Source organism: Gilliamella sp. wkB7, assembly GCF_001693435.1.
GTDB lineage: Bacteria > Pseudomonadota > Gammaproteobacteria > Enterobacterales > Orbaceae > Gilliamella > Gilliamella apicola_N.
This window is the reverse complement of record NZ_CM004509.1, coordinates 811,970-833,123: the sequence shown is the minus strand read 5'-3', so window position 1 is coordinate 833,123 and position 21,154 is coordinate 811,970. Positions and strand designations below refer to the sequence as shown.

Annotated in this window: 14 protein-coding genes; 13 read left to right on the top strand and 1 reads right to left on the bottom strand. The window is 33.4% G+C overall.

The features are described from left to right. Nucleotides 1–14: 14 nt before the first annotated feature. The 11 genes from A9G17_RS03555 to A9G17_RS03505 all read left to right on the top strand — a co-directional run bounded on the left by A9G17_RS03555 (nucleotide 15) and on the right by A9G17_RS03505 (nucleotide 18,412). Complete coding sequence (locus A9G17_RS03555) at nucleotides 15–1,187, top strand: CpaE/TadZ family protein (protein WP_065737533.1); 1,173 nt, start codon at nucleotides 15–17, stop codon at nucleotides 1,185–1,187. A gap of 20 nt (nucleotides 1,188–1,207) precedes the next feature. Then, on the top strand, nucleotides 1,208–1,696 hold the full coding sequence (locus A9G17_RS03550) for a TadE/TadG family type IV pilus assembly protein (protein WP_172398260.1): 489 nt from the start codon (nucleotides 1,208–1,210) through the stop codon (nucleotides 1,694–1,696). A gap of 2 nt (nucleotides 1,697–1,698) precedes the next feature. Continuing rightward, the gene (gene tadF / locus A9G17_RS03545) at nucleotides 1,699–2,457 is read left to right on the top strand and encodes a tight adherence pilus pseudopilin TadF (RefSeq protein WP_065737531.1); all 759 of its coding nucleotides are present in this window, start codon (nucleotides 1,699–1,701) and stop codon (nucleotides 2,455–2,457) included. 21 nt (nucleotides 2,458–2,478) lie between these two features. Next, nucleotides 2,479–4,470 carry a VWA domain-containing protein gene (locus A9G17_RS03540; RefSeq protein WP_065737530.1) on the top strand — a complete coding sequence of 664 codons (1,992 nt, stop codon included), beginning with the start codon at nucleotides 2,479–2,481 and terminating at the stop codon, nucleotides 4,468–4,470. 156 nt (nucleotides 4,471–4,626) lie between these two features. After that, nucleotides 4,627–5,940, top strand: coding sequence for an RCC1 domain-containing protein (locus tag A9G17_RS03535; protein ID WP_176714248.1), 1,314 nt, complete (start codon nucleotides 4,627–4,629; stop codon nucleotides 5,938–5,940). Further along, on the top strand, nucleotides 5,940–6,395 hold the full coding sequence (locus A9G17_RS03530) for a prepilin peptidase (protein ID WP_065737528.1): 456 nt from the start codon (nucleotides 5,940–5,942) through the stop codon (nucleotides 6,393–6,395). Before A9G17_RS03535 ends, A9G17_RS03530 begins: the two co-directional genes overlap by 1 nt. A gap of 464 nt (nucleotides 6,396–6,859) precedes the next feature. Further along, nucleotides 6,860–8,095: an NRAMP family divalent metal transporter gene (locus A9G17_RS03525; protein WP_065737527.1), complete on the top strand. Its 1,236-nt coding sequence runs from the start codon at nucleotides 6,860–6,862 to the stop codon at nucleotides 8,093–8,095. Between the two features lie 9 nt (nucleotides 8,096–8,104). Next, on the top strand, nucleotides 8,105–8,887 hold the full coding sequence (locus A9G17_RS03520; protein ID WP_065737526.1) for a LamB/YcsF family protein: 783 nt from the start codon (nucleotides 8,105–8,107) through the stop codon (nucleotides 8,885–8,887). A 108-nt stretch (nucleotides 8,888–8,995) separates the two neighbouring features. Further along, entirely contained in the window at nucleotides 8,996–10,591 is a 1,596-nt protein-coding gene (locus tag A9G17_RS03515) for a 5-oxoprolinase subunit B/C family protein (protein WP_065737525.1), read from the top strand. Beyond that, nucleotides 10,584–12,332, top strand: coding sequence for an acetyl/propionyl/methylcrotonyl-CoA carboxylase subunit alpha (locus A9G17_RS03510; protein WP_065737524.1), 1,749 nt, complete (start codon nucleotides 10,584–10,586; stop codon nucleotides 12,330–12,332). The genes A9G17_RS03515 and A9G17_RS03510 overlap by 8 nt, the downstream gene beginning before the upstream one ends. Before the next feature lie 791 nt (nucleotides 12,333–13,123). Then, on the top strand, nucleotides 13,124–18,412 hold the full coding sequence (locus tag A9G17_RS03505; RefSeq protein WP_065737523.1) for an autotransporter outer membrane beta-barrel domain-containing protein: 5,289 nt from the start codon (nucleotides 13,124–13,126) through the stop codon (nucleotides 18,410–18,412). Nucleotides 18,413–18,849: 437 nt separating this feature from the next. On the opposite strand, the gene A9G17_RS03500 is transcribed toward A9G17_RS03505, so the two are convergent. Beyond that, entirely contained in the window at nucleotides 18,850–19,698 is an 849-nt protein-coding gene (locus A9G17_RS03500; RefSeq protein ID WP_065737522.1) for an aldo/keto reductase, read from the bottom strand. A 731-nt stretch (nucleotides 19,699–20,429) separates the two neighbouring features. Here A9G17_RS03500 and A9G17_RS13155 point away from each other — a divergent pair. Both A9G17_RS13155 and A9G17_RS13150 read left to right on the top strand, forming a co-directional pair. Next, on the top strand, nucleotides 20,430–20,570 hold the full coding sequence (locus tag A9G17_RS13155) for a hypothetical protein (RefSeq protein WP_216354798.1): 141 nt from the start codon (nucleotides 20,430–20,432) through the stop codon (nucleotides 20,568–20,570). A 124-nt stretch (nucleotides 20,571–20,694) separates the two neighbouring features. Then, nucleotides 20,695–20,901 carry a hypothetical protein gene (locus A9G17_RS13150; RefSeq protein WP_218059749.1) on the top strand — a complete coding sequence of 69 codons (207 nt, stop codon included), beginning with the start codon at nucleotides 20,695–20,697 and terminating at the stop codon, nucleotides 20,899–20,901. Nucleotides 20,902–21,154: the final 253 nt, after the last annotated feature.

The window sequence follows — 21,154 nt, the reverse complement described above, 5'->3', positions numbered from 1 at the left end:
TTATTGGGATTCTTATGCAATTATTTGGTAATAAAAAAGATACAGATTCATCAGCAAATACTGCTTCACAAGAATATGTTGTTGGACGAATATCTGGCTATAAGGTAGCTATTGTTAGTAAAAGAACTGAATTGATTGAAAAAGTTCGTTCTGTACTATTTCTATATAATATATTGGGTATGGAGATTATTTCATTAGCATTATCTGAATTGAAAGAAACACCAAGTTGGAATCAATTTGATGCAATTATTGTAGATATCCAAAATGCTGACGATGCAGAGCAAATATCAGAAAATATTAATCGTTGTATTCCTATTCAAGCAACAACAGTACTAGTTGGGAGTTACGATTCAATTCAATTTTCTGAATTTTTATTAAAAAAAGGGATATATTTCTTATTGGAAAATAGCCAATTAGAAAAAATTCCTGATATTTTACATAAAAGAAGTATGACCCCTCCGGGTTCAAGTCAGAGAGTGGGAAGTGTTATTACTTTCTTAGGTTGTAAAGGAGGAATTGGAACTTCATCATTGGTTGTTCATACTCTTAAGAAAATTAGTGATTTAACAAATTATCCACTTCTTTATATACAAGGTGCTACAACAAGCTCTAATGCAGATTTTTTATTTGAAATGCCAATACCTGATGATGGTTCATTAATTGATGTTGGACACTCTTTACAGGTTAAAGTAGAAACTAACGAAAAAGCATGGAACTATAAAGACCTTAATTCTGGAGAATTCAATATTACTATTATTGATCAAAATATGGGGTTAGCTTCATCGTTTAAACATTTTGAAGAAATTATAACATTTTCTAATATTATTTTTATTGTAATAAATAGAGATCCCTACTCTATTAAAGTGGCTAAGAAGATGTTAACAGAAATTGCGCGTGCTAGTGCTACAAATTTTGATTTACTCAATAAGCGTTTTTTAATTTGTCTAAATGATGATGTTCCTTATGATAAAAAAAATGCTTTACGTGATTCGGATATTGAGGATTTTTTAGAGCAGAAAATTGACTTCACACGTAAATTTATTCCGAATATTGGTAAATTTAAGAAAGCAAATGATAGTGCTGAAATAAGAGAAATAGCTGCAGCTATTATTGGCAATAAAACAATGGATAATAAACAACAGAAAGCTTTTTTTTCATTATTAAGGAAAAAGAAAGATAATTTTTAATGCAACGTAGAGAAAAAATTATGTTGAAATATATAGGATTGTTTTTTCGTCAAAAAAATGGAGTTGTTTCAATACAATTTACTATTATTTTTCCGTTTTTAATTATCCTTTTTTTCATAGCGCTTGAGTTTAGCCGAATTATGATTATTGGCTCGGCTTTAGATTTAATGACGACTGAAATAACAAGACAAGCAGCCATTACTGAACAAGACGATTATGCTGAGAAAATAGAAAATTTAGTTCAAACTGAAGTTCCTCTATGGCCTTATATCGCTGAACCTGGTCATTTTAATGTTACTGTAAAGTATTGCAAGGAAGTGAATGATGTTATCAATGACAGGTGTCAAACAACTCTTACCGATGAAACTCATATATTGTTATTTGATTTGAAATATCAATATTTAGTTATTTTTACTGAATTTTTTGGGTTTCTTAACACAGCTTTAACAAGAAAAACTGTCGTTTATCGTGAGTTTATTAAAAGTGAAATGGAATACAAAGGAAATTAGTAATGATGAAATATTCAAAAAACTTTTTCCATAATAAAAATGGGGCATTATCAATTGAGTTTGCATTTTGTTTCTTATTGTTTTTTTTAACAGTCTTCATTATTTATGATGTATACACAACTATTATGTTACAAAATAAATTAGAACGGGCAAATTATACTGTTGCATCTGTTTTTCGTGAAAGATCAACTTTATATAAAGATAGAGTAAAGACTGATGGTGAGGTTTATAGTGCAGATTTATGTTCCGATCGATGGAATTGTTATGTTTCTAGTGAGTTATTTGATTCACAGCAAGTTAATGAGATGAGTAACTTAGCAAGTTCATTATTGAATAATCGTGAAGTTGCTTTAAAGATAGAAGCACTATTTATTTTACAAGATCCTAATAATCAAGGGGATTTGGAAAAAGCTAAATTAGTGACTTTTGGCAAAAATTTACTATCTTGTTCGAATGGTAGCTGCAGTAATAACTCAATTAGAAGTCATTTTGATTCATTACCAGCTATGGATAAACCTTCAAATAATTACCAACAACTCGCTCCATATGTTCCAAAATTGGTAGATTCATCAATTAGGCTAACAGGGCGTTGGATTCCTTTATATCGAGTTTCTATGTGTATTGTTAATGAAGAAAGTCTTTACTTAAAATGGGTAAATTCTAATAGACAAGGTTCTGGTGGCATTGTGCCAAATTTATGTAGTGATGTTGTTGTATTGTCACGTTGTAACGATTCAAGTGTTTGCCCTACTTATAATTAAATGCACTTTCGAGAGGAAAATATGGACAACAATAGCCAATTAATTAAAAAAAATCATGAAGATTCTTTTTTAAAGTGTACTTCTGGGGCAATCGCTATATCTATGGCAATTATGCTTCCTGTTATATTTACATGTATGGCATTTTCAATTAATCAAGCTTACACTATGCGTAATCGGGCTATGATTTCTGAAGCTACTAATGAAGCATCATTAGCAGTGATAGCTATAGATAATAAAAATATCAATGATGAAGCAAAAAAGCAAAATCGAAAATTAGCATTGAATTATATTAATTATTTCCTTTCAAAAGAAATAGGTGATGACTCTAAGACAGATGCAAATTTATTAAGACCAGGTTCTGAAATTAATGTTGATTATGACGAAGATAGACATGAGTATTATATCGCATATAACCAACGATTTAATGAATTTACTGAGATTAAACATAATGAGTATGAAAAACCTAAACCTGTTGTTGTGGGTAATAAGACAGAAAGCTATGGTAATACTAGAAAATATCTTATTTATGATTCATTTGATTTCGTTTTTATCAGCGATTTTTCTGCTTCATCAACATGCCAATATAGTGATGTAAACTGTAATGATTATTCTCCAAATAATAATGCTCAGAGACGTCTTGACTATATGAAAGATGCCATAGAAGACATTATTGAAAAATATAAGGATTATTCACAATATCAATTTGCATTAGTACCTTATGATATCGGTGTGCCCGTAGAAAGCCAAACTAAGAATGCAGCAGGGGGAGAAAATTATAAATGTTCTGTTATGTATAAAATGAAAGAACCTTATAATTCTGTTAATTACAATTTTTGGGCAAACAAGAATGTTGCATTTACGTACTGGAGTAAACTGAAAAAAGATAATGTTATTACCGATTATTCTAACACAGATAACTACTTTCCTAACCATAGAAAATTACTAACTTACTTCATGGATAGTTCTTATTATAATTATTATGCACATATCATTGGACCAGCGTTAGGTTTAGAATATGGTAGTAATAAAGCATTAGTCGATGAGGGTTTATGTACTGAGAGAACTCGTAATCAAGATCGCGCGGAATATGGATTACATCAGTATGCTTGTGGTAAAGATATAAATGATCAGCCAGAACATAATAGAGGCCTCATACATAGTGAATATGCTAAAGTGGTTCAACTATTTGATTATATGTTCTCAGGGGATTATGACGATGTGCATTATTCATTTGCCAACAGTAAAACAGTAGATATAGAAGGTACAATTAATACTCTATTTAGTGATATGGAAAGAAATACTATAACATTTGAGCGTCCTATCTCACCAGTAATTGCAGAATTTTCACCTTTTATGGGCATGTGTCAATCACCGTTATATAGTAATAATCTTATGAATGAAAAAATGATTGGTGTGAAAAAAGTAACTGATGATATATATAGGGAAATTGGGGATGCAAAATATGTTGCGAAATTTCAATCCACACCACATTTAATCCCTTTTAGTAATGATAAAGATCATAATAATAATATTTTAACAAGTCTAAAAAAGATAAATTGGAAACCTGGCGGAGGTACAGACACTATGACGGCACTATTAAGAACTGTACCTGTAATCGCTGAAAGTAATGGTAATAATAAAATTATGATTATTATTAGTGATGGTAAAGACGATAAGGGTGCTGATGTTCTTAGAGATAATTTTTTAGATAAAGGTGTTTGTCAGGCAATAACAGCAGGGTTAAGAGACAAACAGAACTTTGATCGAGGTTATATTAAAAGTCTTGCTAAAAGTGCAATTATTTACTATATAAAATTAAATCCTAATGCTAGTAATTTGACTACGGATGCTGAATATGAGGCTGAGTTCGGTAAGTGGTTTACAAAATGTATGAATGGTAACCCTATATTCTTAATGGAGGCAAAGGATAAGAAGTCATTGACAGATGTTATAAATAAAGTCATTGAAATTGAAACAGGGAAATTCATCAAAAAAAATCAAACTGAAAGTTAATAGGGTAAAAATAGGAGAAATAATGAAATGAAATTAATAAGAATCATGGTGCTATTTTTAGCTTGTTTTTGCTTTACAGCTGTAGCCGATTCAGACACTGACGCAATATTATTATCAACTCAAACAGGGATTAAGACTGTTACCCGCATAAACCTGATGAATACAGGAGTTACTATTGAAAACGGTGATGTTTGGGTCTGGGGTTATAGAGGTAGAGGCTTGCAAGGAAATGGCGTTAGAACCGTTCCCTATAGGAGTGCGCCAGCGAGAGTACAAACGTTCGTTGAAGAAGGGCTTGCTATTACTCAAGTTGCAGCAGGAAGATATCATATTATTGCACTTGATGAAAATGGTGATGTGTGGGGGTGGGGTCGTAATTTACAATATGAAGCAAGTGGTGGCGTGTTCTCAACTTCTACATATGTGTTGACGCCCATCAAAGTCTTGTCTGGTAAAAGAGTTATCGATATTTATTGTAACGAATTTACATCTTATGCTTTAACAGCCAATGGTGAAATTTGGGTTTGGGGAAGAGGTACTCATGGTGAAGCAGGACTTAACGATAGAAAAGTAAAAAATACTGTAAAGCAGATTCCTTCTTCTTTGTTTGAAGGAGATAGAGTGAGAATCATGGGTGTTGGTTATCGAAGCGCTTATGCTATTACACGTGCTGGAACTATTTATGCTTGGGGTGAGACTGTAAGTAATAAATTTTGCCCTGAGAATAAAAAAAGTTGTCTTTATTCCATTCTACCAATAAGAATTAATAATACTTTAGTACAATCAAATTCAGGTATTAAATCTGGTGCAGGTATAAAACAAATTACTGGCGGCAGGCATTTTATGGCTTATTTAACCTATGAAGGTGAAGTTTATGGTATGGGGTTCACAAAGTATTTAGCTGATGGTAAATTTGATCCAAATTCCCTTGAAGAGAATGATGATGAGGAGTGGGTTGATGGTGATGATGATGATGATGCTGATGCTGTAGCTGCAGCGGATGATGCAACTGATGAAAAAGATGGTGAAGATATTCGACATGACCCATATTATGTAACTGAATCTCCTATAGCTATCATTGGAAAAGATGCTCATGATGAAAAAGATGGGGTTGGCTATTCAATTTATTGCCGATTCCGTGGATGTGTAGCTATTACAAAACATAAAAGTATTTTAACATGGGGTATAAAAGGAAGTTCTAGGTTAAAATCAATTCTTTATAACAGAAACAAAGCTTCAGTAGCGCAAAGACCACTTCAAGGAGTGTTGACTAAAATTGATGGTGGTAGACAGCATCTATTCTATTGGAATGAAAGAGGAGAAGTTTTTGGCGTAGGTATAGGTAGCTACCACAAATTTGACCCTTCTACGAGTCATACTCGAGATTGGGATGAGAAGAGAATGGATTTTTTGATGGATGCTATGCACGCTGTTTATGGTAAAGACCATGTTTTAGGACAAGTAAAATAATGATTAATCAAGATTTTATTAACGACGCTATTATTTTAACGATTTGGTTGTGTTTGTTAATTTCTTGTTATACAGATATAAAATACCGGATAATTTCAAATTATATTGTCATAATTATATTTGCTTTAGCGATTTTAAATTATGCCTTTAGTCAGGGAGCACTAAATTATAGTGCTTCCGGTATATTTTTAGTCTGTGGCTTACTGATGTTTTATTGTCGATTAGTAGGTGCTGGAGATATAAAATTAATTACTGTACTTTTGATAACTATTCCTGTAGGTAGTGTAATGTTTTTCTTTGCGGCGACCACATTTTTGGGATTACCTCTGGCAATCTTTGCGATTATCTATAAGTGGCTAAAAAAAGTAAAGGGTGGTATTACGTTACCTTATGGTGTTGCAATTACAGGTGGTTATATTCTTACTTCATTAACTTTCTTTAGAGTATTAATTTAGTCAAGTACTTTATATTGTTATCTTTAATGTGAATAGGCTTTGATGTTAATTCTCCCCCTTTAGTTGAAACATAACTAAAGGGGAATCAAATACCTTTCTAATTTTTTCTATTTCCGATTTCTAGTGATACTTTTTGCGATTTAAAACTGAGTTTTTTACTCAGACACATGTATAACCTGAAACTTCTTTACAATAATTCATCTTAATCATTTTTATCAAAAATTTTAAAATTTATAAAAGTATTTACATGGATTATTTTGGTGCAGTTTGCATCTATTTAGAGTCGCAAAGACTGTTATTTTTAAGGTTGAATCACTATAATTTTAATTAATGTTTTGTTTGAAAAACGACAAATATAATTAATTATCATCATTAATTTTTACTAAACTATGGCATGATAATTGCTTGTAAAAATTATAGAATCATCATAAAAAATTGTAGAGACAAGCTTAAAGGAGATATATATGGAAAATCGGACAAGTAATACTAAAACCTTTGTAAAAAATCGTCGATCTTCCTTGATTAGTGCGATCTTCTTAATGGCAACTTCAGCAATTGGTCCAGGTTTTATCACGCAAACAGCTACCTTTACAGTGACATTAGGTAGTGCTTTTGGTTTTGGTATTTTAGCTTCTATAATCATTGATTTTGTAGTGCAACAAAATATTTGGCGTGTGGTTTCATTAACAAAAATGTATTCTTCCGACATTGCTAATGCGACAATCCCTTATAGTGGCTATATTTTAGCTATATTAGTGATTTTTGGTGGATTAGTTTTTAATATTGGTAATATTGCCGGTGCAGGATTGGGTTTGAATGCTTTAGTCGGGCTTGATCCAAAATGGGGTGGTGCAATCAGTGCATTTATGGCGATCTATATCTTTTCATCACATAAAGCCAGCCATTTTATTGACCGTTTAATGATTGGTTTCGGCTTGCTAATGATCAGTTTAACATTATTTGTGTTATTTGCTGCACATCCCCCTATCGGGCAAGCATTCACCGAAACGCTTTTTCCAAGTAGTATTGATTTTGCCTCTATTACCACTATTGTAGGAGGAACGGTTGGCGGATATATTTCTTATGCTGGCGCACATCGTCTGCTTGATAAAAAAATGGTGGGAGTTGAAAACATTAAATATGTATCAAGCGCAGCAACACGAGGAATTATTGTTGTAGGTGTGATGCGATATATTTTATTTTTAGCAATTTTAGGTGTGGTAGCCAGTGGTGTTACCATTGATATCTCAAGCTATGCAGCTAATCCTGCTTCCCAAGCCTTTCAAGCCGCTTTAGGACAATTGGGGTTGCGTATATTTGGTTTAATTTTATGGGCAGCCGCATTAACCAGTATTATTGGCGCAGCTTATACTTCAATGACGTTTATTACTCCTTTTAAACCTTCTATCACAATAAGGCAACGCCAAATAGCGACAATAATTTTTATTATTTGTTCATTAGCTGTTTATTTAATTATGGGAGCCGCTCCTGTATCATTATTAGTTTTCGCTGGTGGTTTTAACGGCTTAGTTTTACCACTGGGTTTAACAATTTTTATTTTTATCGGTTGGAAACGTGCTGATTTAATGTCTGGATATCACTATCCACGTTGGTTGTTATGGTCTGGTTTTATAGTCTGTGCGATAACTTGGTATATGGGTGCAATGTCAATTGTAACCATATTTAACTATTTAAGGTAAAAATTAAATATGAAAGTAAAAAAATTTATTGATTTAAATAGTGATCTTGGTGAAAGTTTCGGTCAATGGAAAATGGGTAACGACCAAGCAATGTTACAAGTGGTCAGCAGTGCAAATATTGCGTGTGGTTTTCACGCAGGTTCACCAGTAACCATTTTAGACACCCTAAAAGCAGCTAAAACTAATAAGGTTACAATAGGTGCTCATGTAGGTTACCCTGATTTAGTTGGCTTTGGGCGACGTAATATGGACATTGCATCTAACGAACTAACGGCTGATGTGATTTATCAAATTGGTGCACTCAAAGGTTTAGCAACATCAATTGGTGCAAAAGTGAGTTATGTTAAACCTCATGGCGCTTTATATAACACTATCGCGAACGATAAACGTCAAGCTATGTCAGTTATCAATGCTATTTCTCAAATTGATGCTAATCTCATATTAGTGGCACTTGCCGGCTCTCCACTTATCGGTTGGGCAAAACAGCAGGGTTTGCATGTGGTTGCTGAAGCCTTTGCAGATAGATCTTATCATGTTGATGGTACATTAGTTTCTCGTAAAGAAACCGGAGCCGTATTACACGATCCTGAATTAGTCGCAGAACGTATGTTACAACTTGTCAGAGATGGCGGTGTGACTTCTATTGAAGGGAAGTTTGTTACAATTGAGGCAGATTCCATTTGTGTGCATGGTGATAGTGAAGGTGCATTAGCGATGGCACAAAAAGTTCGAGAAAAATTACAACAAAATGGAATTACCATAACTTCGTTTACGAAAATAAGTGATAGATAAATCATTATGTTAGTTTGATAAAATATAAACTTATATCAAACAAATAATTTTTGACTAGTTTTTTGTTGAGATCATGGATTAGATAACCGACAAGGTTAGAGGTACTAAATGCGATTTTTACCCGTAAATATCGATGCAATTATGGTTGAGCTTTCTAGCCTTGAACAGACCATGGCTTTAACTGATCAACTACAAAATAATCTAGCATTTTGGAAAATTGAAGAAATCATTCCAGCGGCTCGAACCGTTTTAATCCGTTTTAACCCAATTCTTACTGATGCCGATACTCTTGCTAAGAACATCTGTGCTCTTGATCTCACATCTGGTTCAATTCCTTCTGGGGAATTAATTATCATAAGTGTCAAATATAATGGTGAAGATTTGGCATACGTCGCTGATCATCTTGGTATAACAGTTAGTGAAGTAATTAATAGACATACTAATAATGAGTATCAAGTTGCTTTTTGTGGTTTTGCACCAGGTTTTGCTTATATGGTATCAAATCATGCTCAGCTTAATGTTCCACGTCGCCAATCGCCTAGAGTTCGTATTCCAGCTGGTTCAGTGGCATTAGCTGGTGAATTTAGTAGTGTTTATCCTCAAGCAAGTCCAGGTGGCTGGCAACTTATTGGTATTACCGAATCTGCAGTTTGGGATATAAATCGAGATAACCCAGCTTTGTTTAAACCAGGTAGCCGCGTTCATTTTGTGGATGCGGCTAAATCTTCTAACAAATATCATTTACCAACGATAAAAAAAGAAGAAAAAAATAACTCTCAGCAAGATATTAAAGTTTTGGCAACGGGATTACAAACTCTTTTTCAGGACAATGGACGAATTGGCCAAGCTGCATTAGGAATCTCAGAATCGGGGGCAATGGATAAAAGTGCACTACATAGTGCTAACCGTGTGCTTGGTAACCCAATTAATGAAGTTGCACTTGAGATCACCCAAGGTGGTTTTAAAACCCAAATAAACCGCTCTATGTTAATTGCAGTCACTGGAGCGGTATGTGACATTAATATCACGACATTACTTGGTGAAAAATATACTGCACCAATGTATCAACCCATTTTATTAGAAAAAGGTGATACTGTTGAACTTGGTAATATTAAATGTGGAGTGCGTAGTTATTTGGCTGTTCGTGGTGGTTTTCAAGTATCACCTATTTTAACAAGTTGTTCATTTGATACATTGGCACAAGTGGGGCCTCCACCAATCACAATTGGGCAAACATTAGCAATCAAATCAACAAATATAAAAGCATCTGTATCATTGAATGAATCACCAGCAATAAACTATCCATGCCCAGGTGATGTAGTGGTATTAGACATTGTGCTTGGGCCAAGAACTGATTGGTTTACGCCTAATGCAATTAAGTTATTAACTGAGCAATTGTGGCGGGTAACGCCTGCTTCTAATCGTATTGGATTAAGGTTATCTGGTGATATTTCATTAACTCGAGATAAGTTACAAGAATTACCAAGCGAAGGTACATGCATTGGTGCAATTCAAATACCAGCAAATGGACAACCTGTGCTATTTTTAAATGATCATCCCCTAACAGGTGGGTATCCGATTATTGGTGCTGTATGCAAATATCATTTAGATTTATCAGGACAAATTCCTATAAATGCTAAAATAAAATTTAATCCTGTTGGAATATTTAAAGAATTTGAAGGGAGTCATATCGACCATGTTTGAGAATAATAAAAAAGTAACACACAGAGTACTCATCGCTAATCGAGGTGAAATTGCAGTACGCATTATTCGCGCATGCCGTGATATGGAGTTTGCATCCATTGCAATTTATGCTGATACGGACATTAATGCGCTGCATGTTCAAATGGCTGATGAAGCTTATGGATTATCGGGAAAGTTGCCGAGTGAAACTTATCTTAATATCGATAAGATTATAGCGATTGCAAAAAGATCGGGAGCTACTATGGTTCACCCAGGATATGGTTTTTTATCCGAACGATCGGAATTTGCTAAAGCTGTTCAAAAAGCAGGATTAATTTGGATTGGACCGAATCCAGAAACAATAGATATTCTTGGTGATAAAGTTAAAGCTCGACAGCTAGCCATACAAGTCGGGGCTCCGTTAGTTGAAGGGACTAAAGAACCAGTACGCGATGCTAAAGAAGTTGTTGAATTTGCACATAAACATGGCTTACCCATTGCTATTAAAGCCGCCTTTGGTGGTGGAGGTCGTGGTTTAAAAGTTGCATGGCAAATGGATGAAGTTGAAGAACTTTACCATTCTGCTGTACGAGAAGCGACAGCAGCTTTTGGACGTGGTGAGTGTTTTTTAGAGCAATTTTTACACAATCCACGTCATATAGAAGCTCAGGTCATTGCAGATAAATTAGGTCATATTGTCGTTGTAGGAACGCGTGATTGCTCATTGCAACGGCGTAATCAGAAACTAATTGAAGAGTCGCCAGCACCATTTATATCAGATCAATTGCAACAACAAATTATTCAAGCATCAATTAACATTTGCGCCAAAGCAAATTATGTTGGTGCTGGAACCGTTGAGTTTTTACTCAGTCATGATGGTAAATTGTCATTTCTTGAAGTAAATACTCGCCTACAAGTAGAACATCCTGTTACCGAAGAAACAGTCGGAATCGACCTTGTTGTAGAACAATTACGTATAGCACAAGGATTACCACTTAGTATTAATGAAACACCTAAACCTCGAGGTCATGCTATCGAATTTCGGATTAATGCTGAAGATGTAGCTAATGGTTTCTTACCTAAACCAGGCACTATTACAAGGTTTGAAGTACCATCGGGGCCTGGCATTCGGTTAGATAGTGGTGTTGTCACTGGCTCAACGATCCCCTCAACTTTTGATTCACTTATGGCAAAACTCATTATTGTTGGTAATAACCGTGAGCAAGCGCTTGCTAGGGCTCATCGTGCATTAGCGGAGTTTTCTATTGAAGGTGTTGCAAGTGTTTTACCATTTGATCGTGCAATCATAGAACATCCTGATTTTTGTCGTGATTTTAAAATACATACGCGTTGGATTGAAACAGAGTTTATACCAATGGTGGATTCATTGCCGAGGCAGGTACCTATAAAAGATTCTACTCTGACCTATACTGTGATCGAAATTGATGGTAAACGTTGCAAAATTGGTTTGCCTGCACAATTATTAGCAGGATTGTCATTAGCTGTGAATAGTGAGTCAGCATTAACTTCATTAAAGAATGTGGAACAATCAGAAACTATTGTTAAATCGCCAGTTTCAGGAAATCTTTTTAAGTGGATTATTAAAGAAGGTCAAGAAGTCCATGAAAGTGATGTAATAGGTATTATGGAAGCGATGAAGATGGAAGTTCAGATTATTGCTCATCGCAAAGGCATCGTAAAATTAATTAGTAAAGAAGGTGATTTTGTCAATACCGGTGATAAAGTTGCGGAAATTAATTAATAGGGTTAGCTCCACTGTTTGATAAAATTGATAGGAGTTTTTCATTTTTAATTGAGCTCTGGTGATTCATTTTTCTAAAATCTTTACATTTTTATCAACAACCCGAGCTTGTTTTAATATGGTTGATATTTTGGTAACTATAAACTATTAATTAAGTTTTTTGATTATTTTCATTGCCAATTTATGTGCGATATGTTAAAAGTGTATAGAAATTATCTCGTATTATCATTTTTCTGTATGGATATTCAGGGATGATTTCTATATCTTGCCTTTTTCTATTGCTGTTTGTATTGATATCCCTCATAACTTAGTTTAGAAAGAATATATTGTTTTGAATATTTAAAGAAGTCTTGAATATTTTCATGTCGTATAAATTTGTAAATTGTCTTGATTCGATATGCTAATTGTTTTGTAACTTAATAAAACAAATTAACTTATTTTGTGTGTCTTTTTTAATTTAAATTTTATTATCAATTATATAATTTTTAAATTTTCAAATTGATATACATTTTCAGCACATTGCTAGGAGGTAGAATAATTGATTTGTAATTTGTTAAATATGTCAACAAGTTTTTTACGTCTTTGTAAACTTATATTTTGTCAAAAATTAAAGAACCCTTAAACCTTTTCCAAGTTTTATATCTATTAATAGTTGTTCGTTAATACACTAATTTATCGATTTATTAATTAATAAATCGATAAATTAGTGAGTTTCATTCAGTACAAGTTTTCAAATAAAAACTGGTTAAATTCCAGCATAAATTAATTGTCGATTTGAATGGGAGGAAATAATGAATAAAGTATACAAGTTAGTTTGGAATGCTAGACGTAAAGCCTTCATTGTAACATCAGAAAAAGCGCAATCAAAAGGGCGATTATTTTTGGTTAATTTGTTATCTGTAGCAACTTTAACCGCAGCAATGGTACCTGTTAGTTATGCACAATGTATCGAAACATCTCTTAAAAATAATAGTTGCGAGACAAAAATTACTAGTCAATATGCAAATCAAAATTTATTAAGTTTACAACGTAGTGATTATCTAAATCATCTGTTGAGTACTGCAAATCTTAACAGTTCGGTTGAAATCTCTATTCCACACCATCTTGAATCTAATGACGATGGTTATACCTACACAAGTAACTCTGATGTTGATAACTTAGTTATAAACCAACCTGCCGGAGATATCATTGGTGGAACAAATGGTATTAATATTAATCATAATGGTACTGGATCAACAAATATATCAATTAATGGTAATGTCACTGGTAAACAAAATGATGGGATACATGCTTCAAACTCAACTAATACTCAAGACTTAAACATTATAGAGACCGTAGGAGCCGACATTCACGGTAATTTGAATGGAATTAATGTTGCTAATAATGGTCACGGAACAACAACAATAACAACTTCAGATTCCGTTGTAGGTGACGAAAGTGATGGTATTGTTGTGGTGAACGACGGTGATACAAAAGGTATTAAAGTAATCCAATCAGCAGGGAGCATCCATGGTAAAAAAAATGGTATTAATGCCGACAATAGAGGTAAAGAGACTACACATATCACAACCGCAGGTGAAGTTATTGGTGATGATAATGAAGGGATTAATGCCGTCAATGAACAAAATGCTGGTAATATGGTTATTGAACAAAACAGTGGTTCAATTAGTGGTCATTTAAACGGAATAAAAGCTAATAACTTGGGTAATGGTTCAACTACAATCACAACTACAGCCAAGATTACTGGGCAAAATAATGATGGAATATTTGTAAATAATAATAGTAATACCCATGATTTATCGGTTACCCAATCTTCCGGTTCAATTAGTGGAGAATTAAACGGAATCAATGCTATCAACGGCGGTAATGGGGCAACTATTGTAACCACTTCAGGAACGATTACAGCTAATCAGCAAGATGGTGTGGCTATTGTCAATCAAGCCAATACTAGAAAACTAACTTTCAACCAATTAAAAGGCGATATTACAGGCAAACAATATGGTATCAATATTGTCAATAATGGTAATGGTTTAACATCTATTAACAGTTATGGTAATGTCGAAGGTCAACAAAAAGATGGTATATTTGGTATTGGTGGTGTAAATACTAACGATTTAAACGTTAGTCAATCTACTGGTAGTATAAAAGGTGAACTAAACGGTATTAATATGACCAATCAAGGAAACGGTTCGACTTTAATTACGACTAATGGTGAAGTAACCGGTCATCAAAATGATGGGATATTTGCTGTTAACGAAGTGAATACTCATGAACTAACAATAAATCAATCTGCAGGCAATATTCATGGCCAATCAAATGGAATAAATATTAATAACAAAGGTAGTGGCTCGACGATTGTTAGCGCATCTGGCGATGTAATCGGTGACAATAATTACGGCATTAGTGCTGTTAATGAAACAAATACTAAAGACCTTAATATTCGGCAACCACTAGGTAATATTCATGGTAAGCTTGATGGTATTAATGTAGAACATAAAGGAACAGGAACAACAACCATCGCAACCTCTGGACAAGTGATAGGTGATCAAGAAAATGGAATCTATGCCATAACTCAAACGAACACTAAAAATTTAACAGCCAAACAATCATCTGGTTCTATTTTAGGGAAAAAAAATGGTATTAATTTTAATAATTTAGGAACTGGTTCAACTTTCATTAACACCGCAGGACAAGTAGAGGGTAGCGAATATGATGGAATACTGGTTAATAATGATACTCACAGTCAAGATGTCAACGTAATGCAAACTGCGGGCAGTATAAAAGGTAATTTAAATGGCATTAATGTTAACAATAAAGGAAACGGCACTACATCAATAACAACTTCTAATGATGTTATTGGAACTCAAAACAATGGTATGACCGCTGTTAATGAACAAAATACCCAAGATATAATTGTTTCTCAGTTAGCCGGTAATATTCAAGGTTTACAAAATGGTATTAATATGTTTAACAATGGTAAAGGTGCCACATCAATAAATACATCCGGAAAGGTTATCGGAAAACTTAATGATGGTATTTATGCGTTTAATAACAACAATACTACTGATCTTAAAGTTAGCCAATTAGAAGGTGAAATTAACGGTAAACACAATGGCATGACAATTGAAAATAATGGACAAGGTTTAACATCTATTACTACTTTAGGTAAAGTCATAAGTGATCAAGAAGACGGAATATTTGCAACAAATAATACTAATTCTAAAGATCTAAACATAATTCAATCTGGTGGTGAAATTATTGGTAATAAGAATGGTATTAATATTGTTAATAATGGTCAAAGATCAACCGTTATAAGTATAGCAGGAAAAGTTATTGGTAATAATAGTAATGCTATTTCAGCTGTAAGCCAATCCTCAACCAATAACTTATTATTTGGACAGACACAAGACAGTGAAATAATCGGTAAACTTAATAGTATTGATCTTGCTAATCATGGACAAGGTTCAACAGGTCTTAAAGTTGCAGGCAAAATAATTAGCCAAAATTTAGATGCCATTATTGCAACTAATTATTCTAATTCGAATAATTTAACATTTAGACAAGAATCTAATAGTGAGATCCAAGGTGCTAAAAATGGGATTAATTTCACTAATCAGGGAAATGGTTTTACTCGTATTGTTAGTGAAGGAAAGATCATTGCTAATAACGGTTCAGCAATATTAGTCTCTAATAACGATACTGCCTCAGATTTATTAATAAACCAAACAGATGGTACCATAAATGGTTTTGATAATGGTATTGAGGCAACCAATAGTGGTACAGGGATTACAGAGATTAACATTTTTGGCAAGGTAAAAGGACAATCAGGAACAGGTATTTATACCACAGGTAAAGAAGGGTTAGAAACCCATATAAATTTAAATCAGGGTGCAGATGTCTCATCGGATAGTGACATTGCAATAAAAAACGAAACCACAGATTCAATTATTTCTCTAAATGATGGTTCTAAAATTAGTGGACAAATTATACTTGGAGAGGGTAATGATACATTGTTTATTAATGAAGGAGCAGATATATCACAACTAACCGCAATAGATGGTGGTAATAAATTTACGCGCGTAGGTGGATCGTCTGACGATGATACCCTTAACCTTAATGTTCATCTTATAGGCTCATCAACTTCAAGCGGTTCGATTGGAAATGTATCAATCGTTGGATGGGAAAATATTAATCTCAGTCAGATTGGTAAATTGACATTAACAGGTGATTTAAATACAGATAAATTAACTCTTGAATCAGGCTCAATTGTTGATCTTCAGTCCACTTTACATCAATCACAAATTAGTGGAAGTGTTCATAATGGAGGGACCATTACACTTGGTAATTCCTATGCAGGAGACAGTTTGATTATTGCTGGCGATTATGTTGGATATAATGGGAAATTAGTGCTTGATACCGTCGTTCAAAATAGTGATAGTCCAACAGATCGATTATTAGTAAACGGTAATGTTTCAGGAAACACATTTATACAAATTAATAATATTAATGGGTTAGGTGCTGATACGAGTAATACTAATGGCATTGAATTAGTCCATGTCGATGGAGTAAGTACGAATGATGCATTCAAAATGCAACAAGACCATTTAGATGTTGGTGCATATGAGTATTATTTGCATAAAGGAGATCTTAACAACCAAAATAACAACTGGTATTTACGCAATAATTTACCTAATAACCCAACAAACCCAACAAACCCAACAAATCCAACGAATCCGACAAACCCAACGAATCCGACAAACCCAACGAATCCGACAAACCCAACGAATCCGACAAACCCAACGAATCCGACAAACCCAACGAATCCGACAAACCCAACGAATCCGACAAACCCAACGAATCCGACAAACCCAACGAATCCGACAAACCCATCGAATCCGACAAACCCAACGAATCCAACAAACCCAACGAATCCGACAAACCCGACGAATCCAACGAATCCGACAAACCCGACGAATCCAACAAACCCAACGAATCCAACAAATCCAACAAATCCAACAAATCCAACAGGACCAACGAATCCAACACATCCAACAGATCCAATCGATCCTTTGGAACCAGTCGATCCAAGTATTGATCCAGATACAGGAAAACCAGTTAAACCAGCAGGTATAAAAACTTATCGTAAAGAAGTTCCTCTATTTGGAGCAATCGCAGAACAACTTCGCTTAGCAGAAAATATTATGCAAAGTAATTTACATCAACGTATTGGTAATATGCCGTTGTTAGATTCACCAATAAGTTGGGGTAGAATTATAACTAAACGTATTGATGTAGAACAAAATGGCATTACTAATATTCAAAGCAAAGGAAACTATACTGGTTTTCAATTGGGAAGTGATCTTTGGCAAGAAGACAATTGGCGACTGGGTGCTTATTTTGGCTATTTGTATGGTAATATGACCGTTAATGGATTTGCTAGTGGTCGAAATGGACAAGTGGGTAAAAATGGTATAAATTCCTACTTCTTAGGTGCTTATAGTACTTATATGCAAGACAATGGTACTTATTTTGATATTGTTTTACAAGGGGCTCGTCATCGTATCAATGTAAAACCTGATAGTAATAAAAACAGCAAACAAAAAAGCTATGGCTTAAGCGCATCAATTGAAACAGGTAAACCATTTATCTTATCGGCTAATGGCTGGAAGTTTGAACCACAAGCCCAAATCATACATCAATGGCTTGATATGCACGATAGCCATATTAGTGGTGATACCAAAGTAAAACATAGTAATAATAATGCTGTGCTGTTCAGAATTGGTGCTCGTTTTGAAGGTAATTTCAAAATGGACGATACGTTATTACGTCCTTATGCTCGTGTTAACCTGTTCTATTCACCAAGTGGTGCTGATCATGTAACCTTTGCTAGTAAAAATGCTGCTACGGAATTTAGTAATGGTGCTAAATATTTAAGTTCAGAAATGGCAATAGGTGGGAGTTTTGAAATTAATAATCAATTCAGCGCTTATACAGAAATCGGCCATACTTGGACAAATGGAGGGGATGCAAGAGTCAAAGCACCGATTAGCGCATCTGTTGGTATTCGGGCTAATTGGTAATTGTTAAATAAACTTTCACTAAAACATAAAAAACCGGTATGGCATAGCGAATACCGGTTTTTTTAATTATTTTTAATAATATCATTCAAAAAATATTTTTCAAAAACTTTATTCAAACAACTTGATTTAGAATAACCATATCTGAACGTATTATTATCGATATGAATGTCACACAGCTGGATTAATAAGAGATATTACAGTTTTTATATTTTAATCTTAAAGATAAATTGTTATAGGATTTCTAGCAAAGATCTGGATTTTACTTTGTCATAAAATAAGGATTGTTTAGAATGCAATCAACTTGTTGCACTAAATATTTACTATCATTAGACATAGATAAAATTAACTCATACTTTTTAAAGGGGTTAAAAGCCCCCCCCTTTTTGGGAGGCGATCATGATGTTTATTAATATTAAATCTATATTACAATTTTAAAGTTAAATATTAGGTCGGCGTTTAGTCAGCCACTCTACAACTGCAGGATCTCGATGTGAGAAAAATGCACTGGTCGCAGTATCAATTGCGGTAATATCGATCATATCTTGATGTGAAAGTTCAAAATCAAATATATTAAAATTTTCGGTCATACGTTCTTTTCTCACTGATTTTGCTAAACAGACAATTTGGCGTTGAATTAACCAGCGTAAAATAACTTGACCAACTGATTTATTATATTTATTACCAATTGCTGTTAATACAGGATGATTGAAAATATCATTTTTTCCTTCAGCAAAGGGCGCCCATGCTTCAGGCTGAATCGTTTTACTTTGCATCCAAGGAGCTGCTTGTAATTGTTGGTTGAATGGATTAACTTCTATTTGATTTACAGCAGGTTTTATTTTATTAAAGGCCATTAAATCAGCTAAACGATCTGGCTGAAAATTACTGACACCAATGGCTTTAATTTTTCCTTGCTCGTAGAGCTCTTCCATTGCATGCCAAGCACCATAAATATCACCAAAAGGTTGGTGGATTAAATATAAATCAATATAATCCACTTGTAATAAATTTAATGATTGTTCAAATTGGATTTTAGCACCTTCATAACTAGCTCGGTTTAACCAAAGTTTGGTGGTAATAAATAGATCTTTTCGGTCAATCCTACTAACTTTAATTGCATTTCCGACTTGTCGTTCATTTTGATAAGCGGTTGCAGTGTCAATCAGGCGATAACCGACATCAATTGCATCTAATACTGCTTGTTCACAATGCTTTTCATCAATTTGATAAACACCAAATCCTAAAGTTGGCATCTCGATCCCATTATTTAATTTTATCTTTATCATAATGATCACCTCTACAAAAAATTAACTGAAAATACCGAGTGTTATTGTATTTTATGATTATTTATCAATTATATTATTTAGTAAAGCTAAAAATATTAATCAGTTAAAATAAAGTTTTGTATGCCAACAACTTTACAAACAATCATCTATCGTTTGCGTTTAGTTTAATTATTAAACGTCATCAGATAGTTTTATTAGGATTAATTTAGTTAGAATAAATTCCAATACATTTTTTGATAACTGTAAATTTTTTTAATTCATTAAGGTTTGATAGATTGATTTGCTTTTTTATCTACTTTAGTTACAAGATAATTTACTGAACAATACTATTGCAATTTTAATTTATCGCATATTAGAAGTTGCGTTATTTGTATATGATTATTTTTTGGTATTAATAATAAAACATTGAGGATTCTGTTAGATGATAATTATATTATTGTATGAATATTGATGTTTTAAGCGATTTTGAAAATGTTTAAAACTCTGTTATTAAATACAAAGGATCAGTTATGATTTAAAGTGCAAATCATTTCGATTTATATAATAATTTTATCAGATTACTATTGTCCAATTTCGGTATTTTTTAGAGAAAATCTAAAAGAATTGACTAATATATTAAAAAAAAAGAATAAAATGACGATTCGTCCTGTACTTCTTGATAAATCTTATCGTTTACTGAGTCATGGGACAACGGTAATTGTTTAACAAACAATGATAATACTGAATATGTTATGTCTGCATCATGGATCTGCACATTAGATATGTTTCCTGCAAAATTGACAGCAGTTACTAGACAAAAAGTCATTCACACAGCAACTTATCGAAAAGAGCTAGAAATTTGCAATACAAGTTCCCATTGCCAGACAGGCTGAACAAGTTATTAGCGCAGTTACACAAAGTTATTTTGATAATCCAAGCAAATTAGCCTATAACCACATTGAGTTATTTTAACAAGATGGTTTTGATGTACCTCTCGTAAAAGACTATGCTGCTTGGTTGATCTGTTTTCTGATCCCTGAAGAATATAACCAGCAAAATTACGATCTATTAATTGGTGAAGTTGTAGGTGCATGGGCTGAAGATCATCTTTATGAAAATGGCCATTGGCAGTTTGATGAGATAAGTAATGAAATGAAGACGTTGCATTATATAGCGGGTAATCAGTTTTTTATCACAGGTAAAGGAGTTGTTGTTAAGAATTAGCCTAGATATTTTCTAAATTTATTACACAATTAATAATATCTTTAAAGTTATGATGTATAACGATAAGTTGTCCATTAATCAATTATATTTAAAATGTTGCTTAACATGGAAATCGTCCAACATTTTTTAAATGTTACTGTCTAATTATTGGCAAAAACAATGATTTGCTGGTATTTTTTACTTTTTAAATTTTTATAAAATCATGATCTCTCGCCAATCATTTTTAATATCCTTATATATAAAAAGGAATAAC

Excerpts from the sequence above, each read along its gene's own strand:
- A9G17_RS13155 (WP_216354798.1), top strand. The coding sequence starts at position 20,430 with ATGTCTGCATCATGGATCTGCACATTAGATATGTTTCCTGCAAAATTG.
- A9G17_RS03505 (WP_065737523.1), top strand. The coding sequence starts at position 13,124 with ATGAATAAAGTATACAAGTTAGTTTGGAATGCTAGACGTAAAGCCTTC.
- A9G17_RS03515 (WP_065737525.1), top strand. The coding sequence starts at position 8,996 with ATGCGATTTTTACCCGTAAATATCGATGCAATTATGGTTGAGCTTTCT.
- A9G17_RS03525 (WP_065737527.1), top strand. The coding sequence starts at position 6,860 with ATGGAAAATCGGACAAGTAATACTAAAACCTTTGTAAAAAATCGTCGA.
- A9G17_RS03530 (WP_065737528.1), top strand. The coding sequence starts at position 5,940 with ATGATTAATCAAGATTTTATTAACGACGCTATTATTTTAACGATTTGG.
- A9G17_RS03540 (WP_065737530.1), top strand. The coding sequence starts at position 2,479 with ATGGACAACAATAGCCAATTAATTAAAAAAAATCATGAAGATTCTTTT.
- A9G17_RS03550 (WP_172398260.1), top strand. The coding sequence starts at position 1,208 with ATGTTGAAATATATAGGATTGTTTTTTCGTCAAAAAAATGGAGTTGTT.
- A9G17_RS03510 (WP_065737524.1), top strand. The coding sequence starts at position 10,584 with ATGTTTGAGAATAATAAAAAAGTAACACACAGAGTACTCATCGCTAAT.
- A9G17_RS03500 (WP_065737522.1), bottom strand. The coding sequence starts at position 19,698 with ATGATAAAGATAAAATTAAATAATGGGATCGAGATGCCAACTTTAGGA.
- A9G17_RS03535 (WP_176714248.1), top strand. The coding sequence starts at position 4,627 with ATGAATACAGGAGTTACTATTGAAAACGGTGATGTTTGGGTCTGGGGT.
- tadF (WP_065737531.1), top strand. The coding sequence starts at position 1,699 with ATGATGAAATATTCAAAAAACTTTTTCCATAATAAAAATGGGGCATTA.
- A9G17_RS03520 (WP_065737526.1), top strand. The coding sequence starts at position 8,105 with ATGAAAGTAAAAAAATTTATTGATTTAAATAGTGATCTTGGTGAAAGT.
- A9G17_RS03555 (WP_065737533.1), top strand. The coding sequence starts at position 15 with ATGCAATTATTTGGTAATAAAAAAGATACAGATTCATCAGCAAATACT.